Consider the following 17,601-nt stretch of genomic DNA (forward strand, 5'->3'; position numbering starts at 1 on the left):
GGAATAAAAAATGTCGCAGACTTCGCAAACGCTGGATGGCCTGTTCGGGCCGCTCGACCGCAAGGGGGACGGAGCGGAAATCCTCGCCGCGTTGCAGGCCGCGGCGCGCGAACGCATTCTTGTCCTCGACGGCGCCATGGGCACGCAGATCCAGGGCCTCGGCTTCGGGGAGGATCATTTCCGCGGCAACCGCTTCACCTGCTGCGCCTGCCACCAGCAGGGCAACAACGACCTGCTGATCCTCACCCAGCCCAAGGCCATCGAGGACATCCACTACGCCTACGCCAGGGCCGGCGCCGACATCGTCGAGACCAACACCTTCTCCTCCACTTCCATCGCCCAGGCCGACTACGGCATGGAGGACATGGTCTATGAGCTGAACCGCGACGGCGCCCGCCTTGCCCGCCGCGCCCTTTTGCGCGCCGAGCAGGAGGACGGCCGCCGCCGCTTCGTCGCCGGGGCGCTGGGACCGACCAACCGCACCGCCTCGCTGTCGCCCGACGTCAACAATCCCGGCTACCGCGCCGTCACCTTCGACGACCTGCGCATCGCCTATGGCGAGCAGTTGCGCGGCCTCATCGACGGCGGCGCCGACATCATCCTGATCGAAACCATCTTCGACACGCTGAACGCCAAGGCGGCCATCTTCGCCTGCGAGGAAATCTTCGCCGAGAAGGGCATCCACCTGCCGGTGATGATCTCCGGCACCATCACCGACCTTTCCGGCCGCACCCTGTCCGGCCAGACGCCGACCGCCTTCTGGCACTCCATCCGCCATGCGCGGCCGTTCACGGTCGGCTTGAACTGCGCGCTGGGCGCTGCCGCCATGCGCCCGCATCTGGCCGAGCTGTCGGGCGTTGCCGACACTTTCACCTGCGCCTACCCGAACGCCGGCCTGCCCAATGCCTTCGGCCAGTATGACGAATCGCCCGAGTTCATGGCCGAACAGGTCGAGGAGTTCGCCCGCGAGGGGCTGGTGAACGTGGTGGGCGGCTGCTGCGGCTCGACGCCGGAGCACATCGCGGCCATCGCCGAGGCCGTGGCGCGCCACAAGCCGCGCGCAGTGCCCAAGGTGAAGCCGCTGATGAAGCTGTCGGGGCTGGAGCCCTTCACGCTCACCAGGGACATTCCCTTCGTCAATGTCGGCGAGCGCACCAACGTCACCGGCTCGGCGAAATTCCGCAAGCTGATCACCGCCGGCGACTATGCCGCCGCCCTCGACGTCGCCCGCGACCAGGTCGCCAACGGCGCGCAGGTCATCGACGTCAACATGGACGAGGGCCTGATCGATTCGAAGAAGGCGATGGTGGAATATCTCAACCTGATCGCCGCAGAGCCCGACATCGCCCGCGTGCCGGTGATGATCGATTCCTCCAAATGGGAGGTGATCGAGGCCGGGCTGAAATGCGTGCAGGGCAAGCCCATCGTCAACTCGATCTCGATGAAGGAGGGCGAGGACGCCTTCCTGCATCAGGCGAGGCTGTGCCGCATGTATGGCGCGGCGGTGGTGGTCATGGCCTTCGACGAGGCCGGGCAGGCCGACACGAAGGAGCGCAAGGTCGAGATCTGCACCCGCGCCTACAAGCTGCTCACCGAAGTCGCCGGCTTCGCGCCGGAAGACATCATCTTCGACCCGAACGTGTTCGCCATCGCCACCGGCATCGAGGAGCACGACAATTACGGCGTCGACTTCATCGAGGCGACGCGGGAAATCACCGCGACGCTGCCGCGCGTCCATATTTCCGGCGGCGTCTCGAACCTCTCCTTCTCCTTCCGCGGCAACGAGCCGGTGCGCGAGGCAATGCACGCCGTGTTCCTCTACCACGCCATCCAGGCGGGAATGGACATGGGCATCGTCAATGCCGGCCAGCTCGCCGTCTACGACACCATCGACGCGGAACTGCGCGAGGCCTGCGAGGACGTCGTGCTCAACCGCCAGCCGAAGGCCGGCGGCACCGCCACCGAGCGCATGCTGGAGATCGCCGAGCGCTTCAAGGGCGCGGCCGGCAAGGAAGCCAGGGAAAAGGACCTCGCCTGGCGCGACTGGCCGGTGGAGAAGCGGCTGGAGCACGCGCTGGTCAACGGCATCACCGAATTCGTCGAGGAGGACACGGAAGAGGCCCGGCAGAACGCCGAGCGCCCGCTGCATGTCATCGAGGGACCGCTGATGGCCGGCATGAACGTCGTCGGCGACCTTTTCGGCGCGGGCAAGATGTTCCTGCCGCAGGTGGTGAAGTCGGCCCGCGTGATGAAGCAGGCCGTCGCGGTGCTGCTGCCCTATATGGAGGCCGAAAAGCTTGCCAATGCCGAAAACGGGGGCGGCGGCGACGAACGGCAGAGCGCCGGCAAGATCCTGATGGCGACGGTCAAGGGCGATGTCCACGACATCGGCAAGAACATCGTCGGCGTCGTGCTGGCCTGCAACAATTACGAGATCATCGACCTCGGCGTCATGGTGCCGGCGACGAAGATCCTGGAGACGGCACGCGCCGAGAAGGTGGACATCATCGGCCTGTCCGGCCTCATCACCCCCTCGCTCGACGAGATGGCCCATGTCGCGGCCGAGATGGAGCGCGAGGGCTTCGACATTCCCCTCCTGATCGGCGGCGCCACCACCAGCCGCGTCCACACGGCGGTGAAAATCCATCCGCGCTATGAACGCGGGCAGGCCGTCCATGTCAACGACGCCAGCCGCGCGGTCGGCGTGGTGGGAAGCCTGCTCTCGGCGGAGATGAAGCCGGGCTATGTCGAGACGCTGCGCGCCGAATACCGCAAGGTGGCCGAGGCGCATGAGCGCTCCGAGCGCGAGAAGCAGCGCCTGCCGCTGGCCAGGGCGCGCGCCAATCCCCACCGCATCGACTGGGCATCCTACGATCCGCCCAAGCCCGCCTTCACCGGCACAAGGGTGTTCCAGACCTGGGATCTGGCCGAGCTGGCCTCCTATATCGACTGGACGCCGTTCTTCCAGACATGGGAGCTGAAGGGCCGTTATCCGAAGATCTTCGAGGACGAGAAGCAGGGCGCGGTCGCGCGCCAGCTCTTCGACGACGCCCAGGCGATGCTGAAGAAGATCGTCGACGAGAAGTGGTTCGCGCCGCGGGCCGTCATCGGCTTCTGGCCGGCCAATGCGGTGGGCGACGACATCCGCCTGTTCACCGATGAAGACCGCCGGCAAGACCTCGCCACCTTCTTCACCCTGCGCCAGCAGCTCACCAAGCGCGACGGCAAGCCCAATCTGGCCCTGTCCGATTTCGTCGCCCCGGTGGAGAGCGGCAAGCCGGACTGGCTGGGCGGCTTCGTGGTCACCGCCGGCATCGAGGAAGTGGCGATCGCCGAGCGCTTCGAGCGCGCCAATGACGACTATTCCTCGATCCTCGTCAAGGCACTGGCCGATCGCTTCGCCGAGGCCTTCGCCGAGTGCCTGCACGAGAGGGTGCGCAAGGAGTTCTGGGGCTATGCGGCGGATGAGGCCCTGTCGGGCGACGATCTCATCGCCGAGGCTTATGCGGGCATCCGCCCCGCCCCCGGCTATCCGGCGCAGCCCGACCACACCGAGAAGGTGACGCTGTTCAAGCTGCTGGACGCGGAAAACGGCGCCGGCGTGCGCCTGACCGAGGGCATGGCCATGTGGCCGGGCTCCTCCGTCTCCGGCCTCTACCTGTCGCATCCCGAAAGCTATTATTTCGGCGTCGCCAAGGTCGAGCGCGATCAGGTCGAGGACTATGCAAGGCGCAAGGACATGAGCGTCGCCGAAGTCGAGCGCTGGCTGGGACCGATCCTCAACTACATGCCCGCCCCCGTGGCGGAAGCGGCGGAGTAGGACGGGAAACCGGCCAGCCGACGGCGCGACAAGTCAAACCCGACTCGGCAGCGAGGCGTCAGGCCTCGTCGTCGGCCGGTTCGAGCAGGTCGATGAGCTCGCCGACGCGGGAGCCCGGCAGGGGCCGCCCGATCCCCATCAGCGCCTCGTCGCTGTTGAGCCAGGCCCAGGCTTCCCGCAACTCGTCCGCCGACGCGCCCGTCGTCATCAATTCGGCGACGAGTTCCTCATCGACGGGACCCAGAACCGACAGGATATCATCGCGTGTCATCGACATGTTCTGTCTCCCCGGTTTGATTGCCGGCCGGGGCACCTTGCGGCCGGGCGGATCGTCCGGCATTTGCAAGAATGCAGCCGACAGCACCACGCTGGAGCATGGCCTTACCGGCACATGGTATGTGCCGGGCCGGAAAACAACCCTGCCGCTCCATCGCCCAAGCCCGGCCGGAATTCCGTACATAACCTGCTTCACCCCGCACAATCTGGCCGCGACGGGTTGTCGAACGCCTCCGAACGCCTATTCTTTGCATCATGCATGACACGATTTCATCGTCACAGGCGCCCCGGGCCATCCGCGCGCTTCCCGAAGACATTTCCGGTCTTGCGGTTTTTCTCGACATCGACGGCACGCTCCTCGACATCGCCCCCACACCCGAGGCGGTCATCGTGCCGCCCGGCCTGCCGCAGGCGCTGGAGCGCCTGTCCGCCCGGCTGGACGGCGCACTGGCGCTGGTGACGGGCCGCTCGGTCGAGACCGTCGACCGCCTTCTGGAAACCGCCGGGATCGCCGTCTGCGGCCTGCACGGCGCCGAACAGCGCGACGCGGCCGGACGCATCACGCGCCCGGAAACGACAGAGGCGTTCGAACGCGCCAGGGCGTTGCTGCGCAACCGGCTGGCCCTGTTGCCCGGCACCCTCTTCGAGGACAAGGGCGCCGCCATCGCCGCCCATTACCGCCTCGCCCCGGACCGGGAAGGCGAGGTGCGCGCGCTGATGGCGGAACTGGCCCGCGAAGTCGGTGAAAGCTGGGTCCTGCAACAGGGCAAGCAGGTGGTCGAGCTGCGCCCCCGTGGCCGCGACAAGGGCGCCGCCCTGACGGCTTTCATGGCCGTGGAGCCGTTTCGGACGCGCCGTCCACTGGCCATCGGCGACGACGTGACCGACGAGGCGATGTTCGCCGCCGCCAACGGTCTGGACGGCCTGTCCGTCCGGGTGGGCGACGACGGCAGGCCGAGCCTGGCCCGGGGCCGCGCCGCCTCGCCGGCCGCGGTGCGCGCCTGGATCGCGAGGGTGGCGGCATGAGCAACGGCACGACATCGCCCTCGCTCGATCTCGGCGTCATCGGCAACGCCTCCGCCGCCGCGCTGATCGACCGCGACGCATCCATCGTGTGGATGTGTGCGCCGCGCATGGACGGCGACCCGATCTTCTGCAGCCTGCTTGGCCAGGGCGAGGACGCAGGCGGGGAATGGTCTGTCACCATCAGGAACAAGGTGGCGAGCGAGCAGCGCTATCTGCGCAACACCGCCATCCTCGAGACCGTGTTCAGCGACCGCGACGGCAACCGGCTGCGCGTCACCGATTTCGCGCCCCGCTTCAAGGCCTCCGGCCGCATCTTCCGGCCGCAGACCATCGTGCGGCTGATCGAGCCGCTGGATGGCGCGCCGCGCGTCGAGATGCGCCTGCAACCGCGCTACGGCTACGGCGCCCATGCGCCCGAGACGACGCGCGGCACCAATCACATCCGCTTCCTGCTCGACGGGCAGGTGATGCGGCTGACCACCGACGCGCCGGTCGAGTTCGTCGAGCGCGGCACCCCTTTCCTCGTCGACCGCGCCTATGCCTTCATCCTCGGCCCGGACGAGCGGCTGACGCAGGCGCCCGTGCACGTGGCCCGCATGTTCCTGGAGGAGACGGAGAACTACTGGTGCGAATGGGTGCGCTACCTGTCGCTGCCGATCGACTTCCAGGACGTGGTGATCCGCTCCGCCATCACCCTCAAGCTGTGCTCGCACGAGGAAACCGGCGGCATCGTCGCGGCGCTGACCACCTCGATCCCCGAATATGGCGAGAGCGGCCGCACCTGGGACTACCGGTTCTGCTGGCTGCGTGACTCCTATTTCACCGTCAAGGCGCTCAACCTTCTCGGTGCCACCAAGACGATGGAGGACTATCTCGGCTACGTCTCCAACATCGCCGTGGATTCGCCCGACGGCTATCTCCAGCCCCTGTTTGGGCTTGGGCTGGAGCGCCGGCTCGACGAGGCGATCGTCGCCGCCCTGCCCGGCTATCGCGGCTACGGCCCGGTGCGCGCCGGCAACGCCGCCTATACGCAGGTGCAGAACGACGGCTACGGTTCGGTGATCCTGTCGATCATCCAGTGCTTTTTCGACGAGCGCCTGCCGGTGATGGGCGGCGAGGCGCTGTTTCGCCGGCTGGAGCCGCTGGGCGACCAGGCCTTCCGGCGCTGGGACCAGTCCGATGCCGGCATCTGGGAGTTCCGCACCCGCAACGGCGTCCACACCCATTCGGCGATGATGTGCTGGGCGGCCTGCGACCGGCTCGCCCGCATCGCCCTGAAACTCGGCCTCGACGAGCGGGCGGCGCACTGGCGCGAGCGGGCCGAGCACATTCGCGCCGCCATATTGGCGCGGGCCTGGAACGAGGACATGAACAGCTTCACCTCCGCCTTCGGCGGCGCGGACCTCGACGCCAGCCTGCTCCTGATGCCGGAGATCGGCTTCCTGCCCGCCAAGGACCCGCGCTTCCTGTCGACGCTCGCCGCCTGCGAGAAGCGCCTGCGCTTCGGCAATCATCTCTATCGCTACCGGGCCCCGGACGACTTCGGCGAGCCGGAAACGGCGTTCACCGCCTGCACCTTCTGGCTGATCGACGCGCTGACACGCGTCGGACGCAAGGACGACGCCCGCGCCATCTTCGCCGATGTGCTCCGGCACAGGAACCATCTCGGCCTGCTTTCCGAAGGGCTGCATGTCGAGAGCGGCGAATTGTGGGGCAATTTCCCGCAGACCTATTCGATGGTGGGGCTGATCAACGCGGCGATGCACCTGTCGCGCCGCTGGGAGGACGTGTTATGAGCCGCCTCATTGTCGTATCGAACCGCGTGCCGGACATCGCCAAGGGCCCGCCCGCCGGGGGCCTTGCCGTGGCGCTGAAGGCGGCGCTCGACAAGCACGGCGGCGTGTGGATGGGCTGGTCCGGCAAGTCGAGCGGCGCCAAGGAGCCAGGCCCCCTGCACTTCCACGAGCAGGGGCCCATCACCTTCGCCCTTTCCGACCTGTCGCGCCGCGACCTGTCCGAATATTACGCCGGCTTCGCCAACAGCGTGCTGTGGCCGCTGTGCCATTACCGGCTCGACCTCACCGACTATGCCCGCAAGGACATGGCCGGCTATTTCCGGGTCAACCGCTTCTTCGCCGAGCGGCTCAGGCCGCTGATCCAGCCCGACGACCTGATCTGGATCCACGATTATCACCTGATCCCGATCGCTTCGGAGTTGCGCCGGCTGGGCATCGGGAACCGCATCGGCTTCTTCATGCACATCCCCTGGCCGCCGCCGGACGTCTTCCTCACCCTGCCCGTCCATGAGGCGATCATCGGCGGCCTCACCGCCTATGACGTGGTCGGCTTCCAGACCGCGCACGATGCGGAGAATTTCGCTTCCTGCCTGCAGCGCGAGGGCATCGGCGGCGATGCCGGCGACGGCTGGCTGGAAGCCTATGGGCGCCGCTTCCGGGCCGGCGCCTTCCCGATCGGCATCGCCACCCGGGAGTTCGCCGGTCTCGCCCGGCAGGCCGTCCGCACCGCGCCGGTGAAGCGCTTCGCCGACAGCCTCGAAGGCCGCGACCTGATCATCGGGGTCGACCGCCTCGACTATTCCAAGGGACTGACCCACCGCATCGACGCCTATGAGCGGTTCCTGACCGCGAATCCGGCCTGGCACGGCCGCACCACCATGCTGCAGGTGACGCCGAAGTCGCGCTCCGACGTGCCGGGCTATGCCGCCATGCAGCGCCAGGTGGCCGAGCATGCCGGGCGGGTCAACGGCGCGCTCGGCCGGCTCGACTGGGTGCCGATCCGCTATGTCAACCGCGCCATCGGCCAGAACGTGCTGGCCGGCCTTTACAGGCTGGCGCGCGTCGGCCTCGTCACCCCGCTCAGGGACGGCATGAACCTGGTGGCCAAGGAATTCGTCGCCGCGCAGGACCCGGAAGACCCCGGCGTGTTGGTGCTGTCGCGCTTCGCCGGCGCCGCGCGCGAGCTCGACGGTGCCATCCTCGTCAACCCATACGACATCGAGGCCGTCGGCAACGCCATTGCCCAGGCCCTGTCGATGCCCGTCGAGGCCCGCCGCGACCGCCTCGCCCCGATGATGAAGCGGCTGGAAGAGCACGACATCTCGCGCTGGTGCGCGGATTTTCTGGATGTGCTGCGCGGGTGATTGGGGTTGAGGAAGACGCAGAAGCCGCGAAGGCCGAAAGTATCGGAAGCGGCTCAAGCTAGGCAATCTTCCGCGAACGCGCCCTGCGGCAAAGGAGGCTGCAACGTCGTGAACATCAAAATCGAAACTTCGCGCCTTACTCTTCGGCCTTGGGGAGAAGAAGACGTCGAACAGCTCACGCTAGGCTTGAACGATCTCGAACTCTCAAAGTGGCTGGCTTTCGTTCCTCATCCCTATTCGACGTCAGACGCGAAAAACTGGATCGCGAGATGTCAGGCGAGTTCAAACGCCGGCGAGCGGCCGGTTGCATACGAATTTGCAGTTGATCTTAAACCTGCCCGAACGCTGATCGGAGGGGTCAGCCTCAACAAGATCGACTGGAAGGCCGGGACGGCCGGGGGAGGCATCTGGATAGCCGGCCATTATCAGAGCCACGGCTACGGCGGCGAAGCGTTTGAGGCCAAGATCCGATTCGCTTTTTGCAAACTTGGTCTGACGAAGTTGGTCAACGGTTACTTCGACGGCAACGAAAATTCCTGGATGATGCAGCAGAAATTGGGGTATCGACGTACAGGTGAGGTTTCCAGCCGTTGCATGGCCGACGGAAGGCAAACGGTCGAACACGTCACAACGTTGCTGCGCATCGATTGGAAGGGTAGCGATCCCTGAAGCCCAAGCAAGCCGGGGCCCGTCTTGGTTAAACTCCCAGCCCTGCATGGACCTCACGCGCCCCAGCGACACCACGATTTCACGCCGCGTCGATTCCGCAAAGTGATGCCCCGCGTGTAACCAAGCCCTTACAGGTCGCTTCCGCGCCTTGCGATTTCAACAGCCGGAAAACACGAAAGCCGCGGAAAACCGCGGCTTTTCGGTGAGGTTACTTGGAGCGGGTGAAGCGATTCGAACGCTCGACCCCAACCTTGGCAAGCAGAAAATTACACTGTCGAGGTATTCGATCGGAATATCACAGATTTCACTCCAGTACGCAAGAGGGCGCGTTCTTCCGGTATTCGTCGGGTTGGCGATTTGTGGAGGCGACGATACTCCGATGAACTTACGTGAACCGCAGCGAAACGACAAAACGGTGACCGCGCGGTGACCGTACGCGCCGTGTGGCCACTGCAAGCAATATGGTGCGATCCTTCAACCGGTATGCTTCATTACGGTCTCCAATCAGTGTTCCTTGGAGGCCGGCATGGAGATCACCCGCTCGGAATTGTATCGTCTTGTGAGCGAGAAGCCCCTGAGCAAAGTTGCGCCGCAGTTCGGTATTTCGGGCACCGCCTTGGCGGCCGTCTGCAAGAAGCACGTTGTGCCGTACCCGGGTTCGGGCCACTGGACCCGGATATCCTTGGGGATGCCAGTCTCCATTCAGCCCCTTCCGCCGAGCGAGCAAGATACCATTACAATCCCTCTGGCGAGGCCCAAACGCACAGTAATTAAGATAGAAGCTGAGGAGGGCGACAGAAAGCTGGATAGAATCCGATCAGAGGGGAAGTCGATCGTCAAGCAACGCCTCTCTAAACCTCATCCAATTATATCGGATTGGCTCGAAAAGCATGAAAGGCGACGTCGTGAGGTGTTGTCCAGCAGGGACCCGCATCGGAGCGTTCCGCCCCCACTGAGTGAGATCGAGAAACGTCGACATCGCCTGCTTGATGCCACTTTCAAGGAGTTGGAAGCGCGAGGAGGCGCAGTTTCCGACAATGGGGATGGCATCCAGGCCGTGAAGATCGATGGCGAGAAAATTGAATTCCAGATTCGCGAGAAAATGAGGCAGTCCAAGACAGCCGTGTTTGATCGCGAAAAATTCTTGTACACGCGGGGCTATAGGACTGGCCTTGTCGGCACCGGTTACCTCGTGTTTGCGATCAAGACCTATCTAAGAGGCCCCCATAACGAGGAATACCTAGAAACCGATCGCTTGCCTCTCGAGCGGCAACTTCCTCGAATAATCGACCGGCTTTTTGACGGAGCAACGATCCTGAAAGCTTGGCATATTGAACAGGAGGCGGAACGCGAGCGGTGGCGTCAGGAAGCAGCTCAGAGAGCAGAGCTCCAGCGGCTTGCCAAAGAGGAAGAGGGGCGGTGGTCACGATTTGTCGCAGCGGCGGAAGCGTGGCGGACAAGCCAAGTTGTTACCCAATTCATAGCTGAGTTGGAGATGTTGCAGGGCAAGAGCGATGAAGTCGTTGGCGATAAATCTATCCCTGAATGGTTGAACTGGGCCCAGCGCAGGGCGATCGAAGACAACCCTCTTGCGGCTGGGGCTGCTGTGTTTTTCGACAAGATCAAATGAGCAGCAGTTCCTGCCACGGGACCATGACCAACGGGCTCTAATTTCCTTCTCCAGCTTTGTAACGACATGCCAGATTCCCTCACGCCAACGCAACGCAGCGCCCATATGGGGCGCATCCGACGGTCCAACACCAAGCCTGAGTTGATAGTGCGGAGACTCCTCCATCGGCTTGGTTATCGTTTCAGGCTGCAATGGAAAGCTGCGCCCGGACGACCTGATATCGCCTTTCCGGGTCGGAGGAAGATCATCTTTGTGCATGGATGCTTCTGGCACCAGCATGATGGATGCCGTCTCGCCCATGTCCCTGAGACGCGTCGCGATTTCTGGGAAGCGAAATTCGCCCGCAACCGCGCGCGCGATGCGCGGGACCTTGCCCGAGCGACCGATGAGGGATGGGAATCCCTGGTCATCTGGGAATGTGAAACGCGCGATGAGCCCACCCTTGAGGCGCGCCTGAAGGCATTCGTCGGGCCGACAAATGCCACGGATCAATGTCCTTTGGATCTTGTGTGACCGGCCATAATCGGTATATCCTTCGGAGGATTTCGACGTTTATGCAGGTGAATCGGATCGGGGATGCGGGCAATCGACTTATATGCGGGGATCGGCGGCTGGGGACTAGGATTGCGCCTAGCCGGCGTGGAACTCGTCGGGTCCTATGAGCGATGGAAGCCGGCAATCGACACACATAACGCGAATCTGGGTGGACAAATCGAGCCGGTGGATATCCGGAAGCTGGATTTCACCACTTTACCCCAGGACGTCGATCTGGTCGTTGGAAGTCCTCCCTGCACCGAATTCTCCTACGCCAATCGTGGAGGCAGCGGCGACATTGCCGAAGGATTGAAGGACCTCGTCAAGTTCTTCGAGGTGGTGGAACACCTGAAGCCAAAGTTCTGGGCAATGGAGAACGTGCCGAGGGTTGCGGAAGTCCTACGCACCGGCTTCAAGACGCGGGGGCACGCCCTATATCGGTTCAGGCATCTCAAACCGCAGATCGAGGTCTTCGATTTTTCCGATTATGGTGCTCCCCAGGCACGTCGTCGTTGCATTGCGACGAACATCCCATTGGACCGCCTGTCTTCCTACCGTGCCAAGACCGCTGAACGTACACTCGGGGATGTCCTGAAGGCCATCGGCTCATCAGGCGCCGTGGTTGATCCAGTCTGGGGAGTGTCCCTCCAGCCTAGTCAACTTACCGAGCTGCAATCCGAAGCGCCGCTGAACGACGAAGAATTGCGCATGAACCGGGAAGCGAAGGAATTCCACCCGGTCTACAACAACATGGCATTCCCAGACCCACTTGACGAACCGGCTAGGACGGTGACCGCCACCTGCACGCGGGTTTCCCGCGAGAGCATAGTGATAGCTGATCCGAAGGTTGAGGGGCAGTTCCGCCGACTGACAATCCGCGAGCGTGCCTGCCTGCAGGGTTTCCCCATCACATACCAATTCTACGCCAGATCGTTTGCCGAGAAGGCGAAGATGATCGGGAACGCCATCCCCCCAACCTTCACATACCTCCTGGCTTGTGCAGCCCTAGGCACTAGCGCCGAGCAATTCAAAGAGTTCCAAGTGATCGGGAAGGATTTGACGATCCCAGAAAAGAGGGCCCCTGTCACACCTCCGGATCGCGAAGGGCGCACCTACCCCATATCCCGAGGTTTCAGGGCTGCCTTGCCGGGGCTGCGATTCAAGAGCGGTATGCGCTTTGAACTGGCGAATGCCAATGCGGGCGAAACAACCGAGTGGAAGGTTCGCTTCTTCTTTGGCCCATCCAAGGATATACGCGAGATCGATTTGGATGGGGCGGTCAGCCGAGACCTCCAGGATAGTTCGCGCTTCTCATCGGTGATCCGTGCCTTCCAGAAAGAATTCACAAAGGCAGCCCAGGATTTCACCTCGACAACCCCTGCAAAACTGCAGCTTGCATGGGCGCATAAGATCGAGGGGACTGGTCCGTATGTGATAGTTGATAGATTGGGCGCTCTCGCAGCGGATTTACATGGCCGACTGGCCAAGGAAGTTGGGGAGGAAGATGGATCAGTGGTGGTGGACTACATCATCACTGTCGCCAGCGGTGTGGGGGAAGTCGACAAGGTTGTTGGGCATCGGAAACTAGGCAGATACGCCTTGCCGATACTTGCCGGTATAATTGTTGGTGAGTGGTTCAACGCCCTTGAATGGCATTGCGAGCAGAAGGCCGCAGCCTAGCCGTATTTGCCTTGCTTGGCTTATTCCTCATCTTCGTCGGGCACGTTAACGATCGGGTTCGCCATCGGACCAGTATCGCTTGCCTCGTCAACCCTACGCAGTGTCCTGCCCTCTGATAAGGCGTGGATGATCCTATACCGGTTCTTTTCTGATCCCTTCCGGATCAACCTGGATAATGGAATCCGCGACACGCGCAGGTCGACGACTTGCGTATCTTCGTCGGGCTCGACTCCGATTACAAGGATCGGCAGTGTTATGGAGAGATCGGCAGATGGCAATTCGCGCAAAACCCTCTCGTAACTGACGATGTTGGAATCGATCCGCCTCCCCAAAACCCCCATTGGCACAATGGACAGCCCTAGGTTGACAAGGGACTGCGAATAGGCCGTTTGGAGTTTGAAGATATCGGAGTACCAGCGGCTCATATTCCCGAATTGGACTTCAGCTTGGATCGTGATGTTCGGGAAGATTTTCCTGAAATCTGCGGCCAAACGTGAATTCGCAATCGCAGTGGCCAATGGGTGGTATAGCCATCCGTGCTCAACAGCCAAGGCTCGGTCGAACCATGTGTTCATACATTGCTGGACTACATCAAGCCGTGGGTTACTCCTGCTTTTCCCTGGATAGATGAATAGAGGCGCGTTAGACACTACATCTATGATCTCGTCCCAAGCTTCATTGTTTGTGTGATGTTCAAGTATTTCTCGGGCGTAGCGATAACTGAAAATATGGAATTTCATCTGCCGGCTCCGACGAATCTTGAAAATATAATGTGCGGCAGCTTCGATAGCCGAAGTGGCGGGACTTGCGGCTAGCTGCACAAGTTACGTCTTGCTCCGGCGCCGACTCCACCTGTACTGCTGATAGCAATGCGAGTCGCCCTGCAACCTTCATGAAGCAGCGGCTGATCGTCAACAGGTGTTTTTCGAGGGTAGCATGTCCAGTCTTTTCGAAGCGCTTGAAGAAAAGGGCTTCCAAGTGGAGTTCCGATCCCATGCCAAGGCCATCTTGGGTTCCGATTTTCCCGAGGCGGCTACCGAACTGGTCGAGGCCCTTTCCACGACGACAATCCCAATCGAGGAGATCATCGCGGGAGGTGGCGGTGAGGCCAAGGGCACACAACGCTTGCGCCGTGCGTTGACCAAGCTTCGCTGGCGTAAGATGCAGTTCATCGTGGAGAAGCGGATAAATGGAATTCCAAGCGAAGCCCAATCCCATGAAGTCGATCATGTCCGGGAGTTCGAAGGCATAGGGCGGATCGCGCTTGAGATCGAGTGGAACAACAAGGACCCCTTCTACGATCGGGATTTGGAGAACTACAAGAGGTTGCACGCCGATGGGGCGATCTCTGTCGGGTTGATCGTCACACGGGGTAGGTCACTGCATGACAATATGCGCGCGCTCGTCCGGAGATTCCTCGATGAGCGGCAAATCCAGAATCTCGATGATCTACGTGAGTGGGGCTATGATCCGACAGCGCGGCAGCGCAAGGGAATACAGGATCGGATGAACCGCGCACGCGCGCCTTTAACTTTCCGGGAAGCCTTCACCGACAAATTCGTTTCCGACAAATTTGGCGAAGCGACAACCCACTGGAGGAAATTGGACGACCGCCTGCGGCGAGGGGTTGGAAACCCGTGCCCATTGGTGCTCATCGGCTTACCGGACACGATAGTCACTTTTGACGAGGGGAAGGCTGCCCTCGCGGAGGTTGAGCAGGCTGAGGCCGAGCTAGAGCAAACAGAATCTGTGACGACCGGAACAGTCGGAATTTGAGGCTTATAAGCACTCCGGTCGGTGCCGAGACATCCAGTTCAGGGTCGCGAATGGAAATCCGCCACCTGGTCGAGGAACTGACGACTTCGAACTAACAGCGTTTCAGGTATACACTAATTCTCCATCGTCGATGGGCGTTAACGTGCCTCTATAGGCCGAGTCGTTTCCTAATCGACGTGTTGCCTTCAGCTCTGCCTTTTAGGCCATTTCGCTTTCTTGCTCTTCCTCATCACCGTCTATCCGCTTCATTTTGAGCGTCTTGCCAAGCATCCGCCGAGCATCTTGAAGAGACTCGAAGTAGTTGTCCGCAGCGAGGCTAAGGCTCTCGGGCTGAAGTGCCTTGCCCATCGCCTCCTCATCCCATTCCTTGTTGATGCGCTTCGCAAGCGCGAAGACCACAGCTAAGCCCACGCGATTGATCATGGAGTTTCGAGACAGCCCCCTAGCCATCTTCTGCATCACCTCCGGGTCGGGTGCTTGTGAGTACTCACGGCCGAGTTGCTCATGCATCAAGGAAACGGCTGGATAAGTCATATTGATGAAGAGTTCGCCCGAGGCTGGGTAGTAGCGACCTGCCCGCCCGACGATCTGTTTATCTTCAATGTCCGATGGGTCGTCCAGCGGAATAAGCTTGGGTGCGCGCTCCAGATTTTGTGCCATGCGAGCCATTTGCGCCCCTGTCTGCACGACGGTAAGGTCATCGGGCTTATGGCGACTACCGCCGTTGCCTTCATTCCGGCCCGCTCCGCCTTCTATGGAACCCCGACCTGCCCCCGGATCAACGTCGAGATTGCCTTCGTCATCGACACGAGGTGAGATCGCCCGGACGCGCAACTTGTTAAGAAGGTCTTGCAACCGATTTCTGATCTCATCGCTTGAGTCGCCAGAGTTCGGAGCCATGGAATGGATCAAGTCGATCAGCCATTCGGGGCGGTTCTCGAGCACTTGCAGAGCGAAGTCCTTTGCCTCCACTTGATCCTGCTCACCGTCAGCGTAACGAAGGAACTGACGGTAGCCTTCCGGAAGAACGGAATAGTCATCGGGGAGCTCAATATGGACCGAGATGTGCCGGGCCCCGAATGGGATGCCGAAGGTGGGGGCCTCTATCGTCCACGAACGACCCGTCAGCACACTGTACATTTCTCCTTGGAAAACAATCGCGCAGGTGCTGAGGTTAGACGCAATTGAGCCGCTGACCGAACGGTTGTGCGACGTGTCGCGCATTGGTTCGTCATAAATGTAGTGCAGCTTGATTCCGTTGTTGAGTTCGACCGTTTCATGCTGCGCAAATACCCCCTTCGCTCGGCGAGCTGAGATCGTTTCGAAGCGGCGGGAGCCATCCTTTCTGGCATGTGTACCTTCAAGCAACCGCACCTCGACGTTGTCAGGCAGGTGGTAGAAGCGATGATAGAGATATGTGGCCAGCCAGAATGCCTTTTGGGCGGGATCCCCGTCGTACGGGTCTAACACGGTGTTCTGCTCAGCACGGTTGCCGAGTAGAACGACCTCGGTCCAGTCTTCGTCTAGCCTGTGTCCGCCTTCTGCCTTCAATATGTCGGTCACTTCTATAACATCACCAAGCGGGTCACCGTTCGTGTCGAACCGGCGCAATCGTCCGTAGACGCCCTCCCGTTCGCACAAGATCGTTTCATGAACCCGTCCATCTTTGCAGGTGCGATAGCGGATACCTCGGCGATTCGAAGGAAGGGATGCGACTTTCGCCCCCATGCCAAAGTTTTTGTCTAGGCCCTTCACCTTTCCTATTGAGGCGGCCAAGTTGGTCATCCGGCCGAGCTCCTCGTCATCCATCCCAGGACCATTGTTCCAGATGGAGAGCTTAGGTACGCTTTCGTGCGCAACAGAGAAGATCACTTTCCCGTCTGTTTCCTGCTGTGCGGCCTCCAACGCGTTCTTAAATAACTCCCGGATCATCATGACCTTCGGGCAACGGTCGATGGTGCTCCGAACCAAAAAGTCCTGATCGTCGACCCGTAGAGCTGAAACGGCACTGTAGTGGTGCATGTCTGACCTCAAAGGCTGAAGCGGTCGCGCCGCCGGGTGTTAGGGGTTTCGAATCGTGCTTCGACTTTGGCCACCTCGTCTCGCAGCGCCTTGATGATCTTGCGAATCTCGCCAGCTTCCCACTCATAGAGTTGCCGGTTAGAGAGATTCCCGATCCGCTCAATAGCTTCCAGCGCCTTGTCAGTCCTATTAGACGCCAGCTCACGGAACTTCTCCCGCTTCTTGCCCGCCGTTTCCATTTTTCGCTCCAGTATTGCGCGCCCCGCGACACTGGAATGATCATAATTGATGATAAGTATCGTGGCAATACTCGTCTAAATATGCATCACATGCACCTTCACAGTATGTGACTAACGTTCCAAGCCCTGCATCAACGGAATGGCGGCTAAGCAGCTCCACACCGGTTCTCCGGAACGGGCATGGCCAGATAGGCGAGGAGAAGGGGCCGCCGAATACACTTCGGGGGTCTCGAAGCGCCACAAAGGAACACGCTGGCCGCTTTGCCCGTGAGCGTGGCAGAAGCCTGTCCGATTTGGGCCCCAATAGCGCTCGTGGTCTGCAGGGCTATGAGCAGGAAGGGCGTGAAGCACTAATACGCCCGTCGCATCCATACGTTACCGATCACCTGTATCCCAACCGTCCGTGGCGGCGCGGCCACGCAGGCGCGCGCGTGGAGGTAGCGTTCCGGGCTTAGGGGCCCGCTACTGCTAGGTGACCGCATCCGGGTGCAGTGACCGTGTGCCGGAGAATTCTGTCGACAGGCTACAGCCGTGATAGGCCGCGCTGTGCTCGAAATGTGCCCGCATACCATTGTTGCCTTTCCGGTGTGCCCAGACACGGCCATGACACTCGCAGCAGCGCATCAGATACTCTGATTTGATTGGCAGTGCTTCGGCGATGCCGATTTCCTCCCATCGGTTTCCGCGCCAAACCTCGCATGTCACTGCTTTGACCATCTTTGCCCCTGCTTCCCGCTTCCAGTTTGGCCCACTGGTCTTCCCTGCTAAA

The 17,601-nt window shown here is 61.5% G+C and carries 14 protein-coding genes; 9 read left to right on the forward strand and 5 right to left on the reverse strand.

Annotation, left to right across the window (positions count from 1 at the left end; all coding sequences use genetic code 11):
- Positions 1 to 10 precede the first annotated feature (10 nt).
- Positions 11 to 3,820, forward strand: coding sequence for a methionine synthase (metH, locus tag ACVCNR_RS09560; RefSeq protein ID WP_447074568.1), 3,810 nt, complete (start codon positions 11 to 13; stop codon positions 3,818 to 3,820).
- Between the two features lie 58 nt (positions 3,821 to 3,878).
- On the opposite strand, the gene ACVCNR_RS09565 is transcribed toward metH, so the two are convergent.
- Positions 3,879 to 4,097 (reverse strand): hypothetical protein, encoded by a 219-nt coding sequence (locus ACVCNR_RS09565; RefSeq protein WP_354193354.1) that lies wholly within the window; start codon positions 4,095 to 4,097, stop codon positions 3,879 to 3,881.
- 254 nt (positions 4,098 to 4,351) lie between these two features.
- Here ACVCNR_RS09565 and otsB point away from each other — a divergent pair, with 254 nt between their 5' ends.
- The 7 genes from otsB to ACVCNR_RS09600 all read left to right on the forward strand — a co-directional run bounded on the left by otsB (position 4,352) and on the right by ACVCNR_RS09600 (position 12,795).
- Positions 4,352 to 5,122, forward strand: coding sequence for a trehalose-phosphatase (gene otsB / locus ACVCNR_RS09570; protein ID WP_354193353.1), 771 nt, complete (start codon positions 4,352 to 4,354; stop codon positions 5,120 to 5,122).
- Positions 5,119 to 6,918, forward strand: coding sequence for a glycoside hydrolase family 15 protein (locus ACVCNR_RS09575; RefSeq protein WP_447074569.1), 1,800 nt, complete (start codon positions 5,119 to 5,121; stop codon positions 6,916 to 6,918). Before otsB ends, ACVCNR_RS09575 begins: the two co-directional genes overlap by 4 nt.
- The gene (gene otsA / locus ACVCNR_RS09580) at positions 6,915 to 8,282 is read left to right on the forward strand and encodes an alpha,alpha-trehalose-phosphate synthase (UDP-forming) (protein WP_447074570.1); all 1,368 of its coding nucleotides are present in this window, start codon (positions 6,915 to 6,917) and stop codon (positions 8,280 to 8,282) included. The genes ACVCNR_RS09575 and otsA overlap by 4 nt, the downstream gene beginning before the upstream one ends.
- A 108-nt stretch (positions 8,283 to 8,390) precedes the next feature.
- Complete coding sequence (locus tag ACVCNR_RS09585) at positions 8,391 to 8,951, forward strand: GNAT family N-acetyltransferase (protein WP_354193348.1); 561 nt, start codon at positions 8,391 to 8,393, stop codon at positions 8,949 to 8,951.
- 526 nt (positions 8,952 to 9,477) lie between these two features.
- On the forward strand, positions 9,478 to 10,581 hold the full coding sequence (locus ACVCNR_RS09590) for a hypothetical protein (protein ID WP_447074571.1): 1,104 nt from the start codon (positions 9,478 to 9,480) through the stop codon (positions 10,579 to 10,581).
- Between the two features lie 66 nt (positions 10,582 to 10,647).
- Positions 10,648 to 11,094, forward strand: coding sequence for a very short patch repair endonuclease (locus ACVCNR_RS09595; protein WP_447074573.1), 447 nt, complete (start codon positions 10,648 to 10,650; stop codon positions 11,092 to 11,094).
- A 63-nt stretch (positions 11,095 to 11,157) separates the two neighbouring features.
- Positions 11,158 to 12,795, forward strand: a complete 1,638-nt coding sequence (locus ACVCNR_RS09600) for a DNA cytosine methyltransferase (protein ID WP_447074574.1) — start codon at positions 11,158 to 11,160, stop codon at positions 12,793 to 12,795.
- A 20-nt stretch (positions 12,796 to 12,815) separates the two neighbouring features.
- On the opposite strand, the gene ACVCNR_RS09605 is transcribed toward ACVCNR_RS09600, so the two are convergent.
- Complete coding sequence (locus tag ACVCNR_RS09605; RefSeq protein ID WP_447074575.1) at positions 12,816 to 13,535, reverse strand: BglII/BstYI family type II restriction endonuclease; 720 nt, start codon at positions 13,533 to 13,535, stop codon at positions 12,816 to 12,818.
- Positions 13,536 to 13,731: 196 nt separating this feature from the next.
- Between ACVCNR_RS09605 and ACVCNR_RS09610 the strand changes: the two genes are divergently transcribed.
- Complete coding sequence (locus ACVCNR_RS09610; protein WP_447074576.1) at positions 13,732 to 14,571, forward strand: BglII/BstYI family type II restriction endonuclease; 840 nt, start codon at positions 13,732 to 13,734, stop codon at positions 14,569 to 14,571.
- A 198-nt stretch (positions 14,572 to 14,769) separates the two neighbouring features.
- On the opposite strand, the gene ACVCNR_RS09615 is transcribed toward ACVCNR_RS09610, so the two are convergent.
- The 3 genes from ACVCNR_RS09615 to ACVCNR_RS24845 form a co-directional block, all read right to left on the reverse strand.
- Positions 14,770 to 16,593 carry an ATP-binding protein gene (locus ACVCNR_RS09615; RefSeq protein WP_447074577.1) on the reverse strand — a complete coding sequence of 608 codons (1,824 nt, stop codon included), beginning with the start codon at positions 16,591 to 16,593 and terminating at the stop codon, positions 14,770 to 14,772.
- Between the two features lie 8 nt (positions 16,594 to 16,601).
- Positions 16,602 to 16,832 (reverse strand): hypothetical protein, encoded by a 231-nt coding sequence (locus ACVCNR_RS09620; protein ID WP_447074578.1) that lies wholly within the window; start codon positions 16,830 to 16,832, stop codon positions 16,602 to 16,604.
- A 468-nt stretch (positions 16,833 to 17,300) separates the two neighbouring features.
- The gene (locus tag ACVCNR_RS24845; RefSeq protein ID WP_514373492.1) at positions 17,301 to 17,549 is read right to left on the reverse strand and encodes a hypothetical protein; all 249 of its coding nucleotides are present in this window, start codon (positions 17,547 to 17,549) and stop codon (positions 17,301 to 17,303) included.
- Positions 17,550 to 17,601 lie beyond the last annotated feature (52 nt).

It is taken from the genome of Aquamicrobium terrae, from assembly GCF_052978165.1.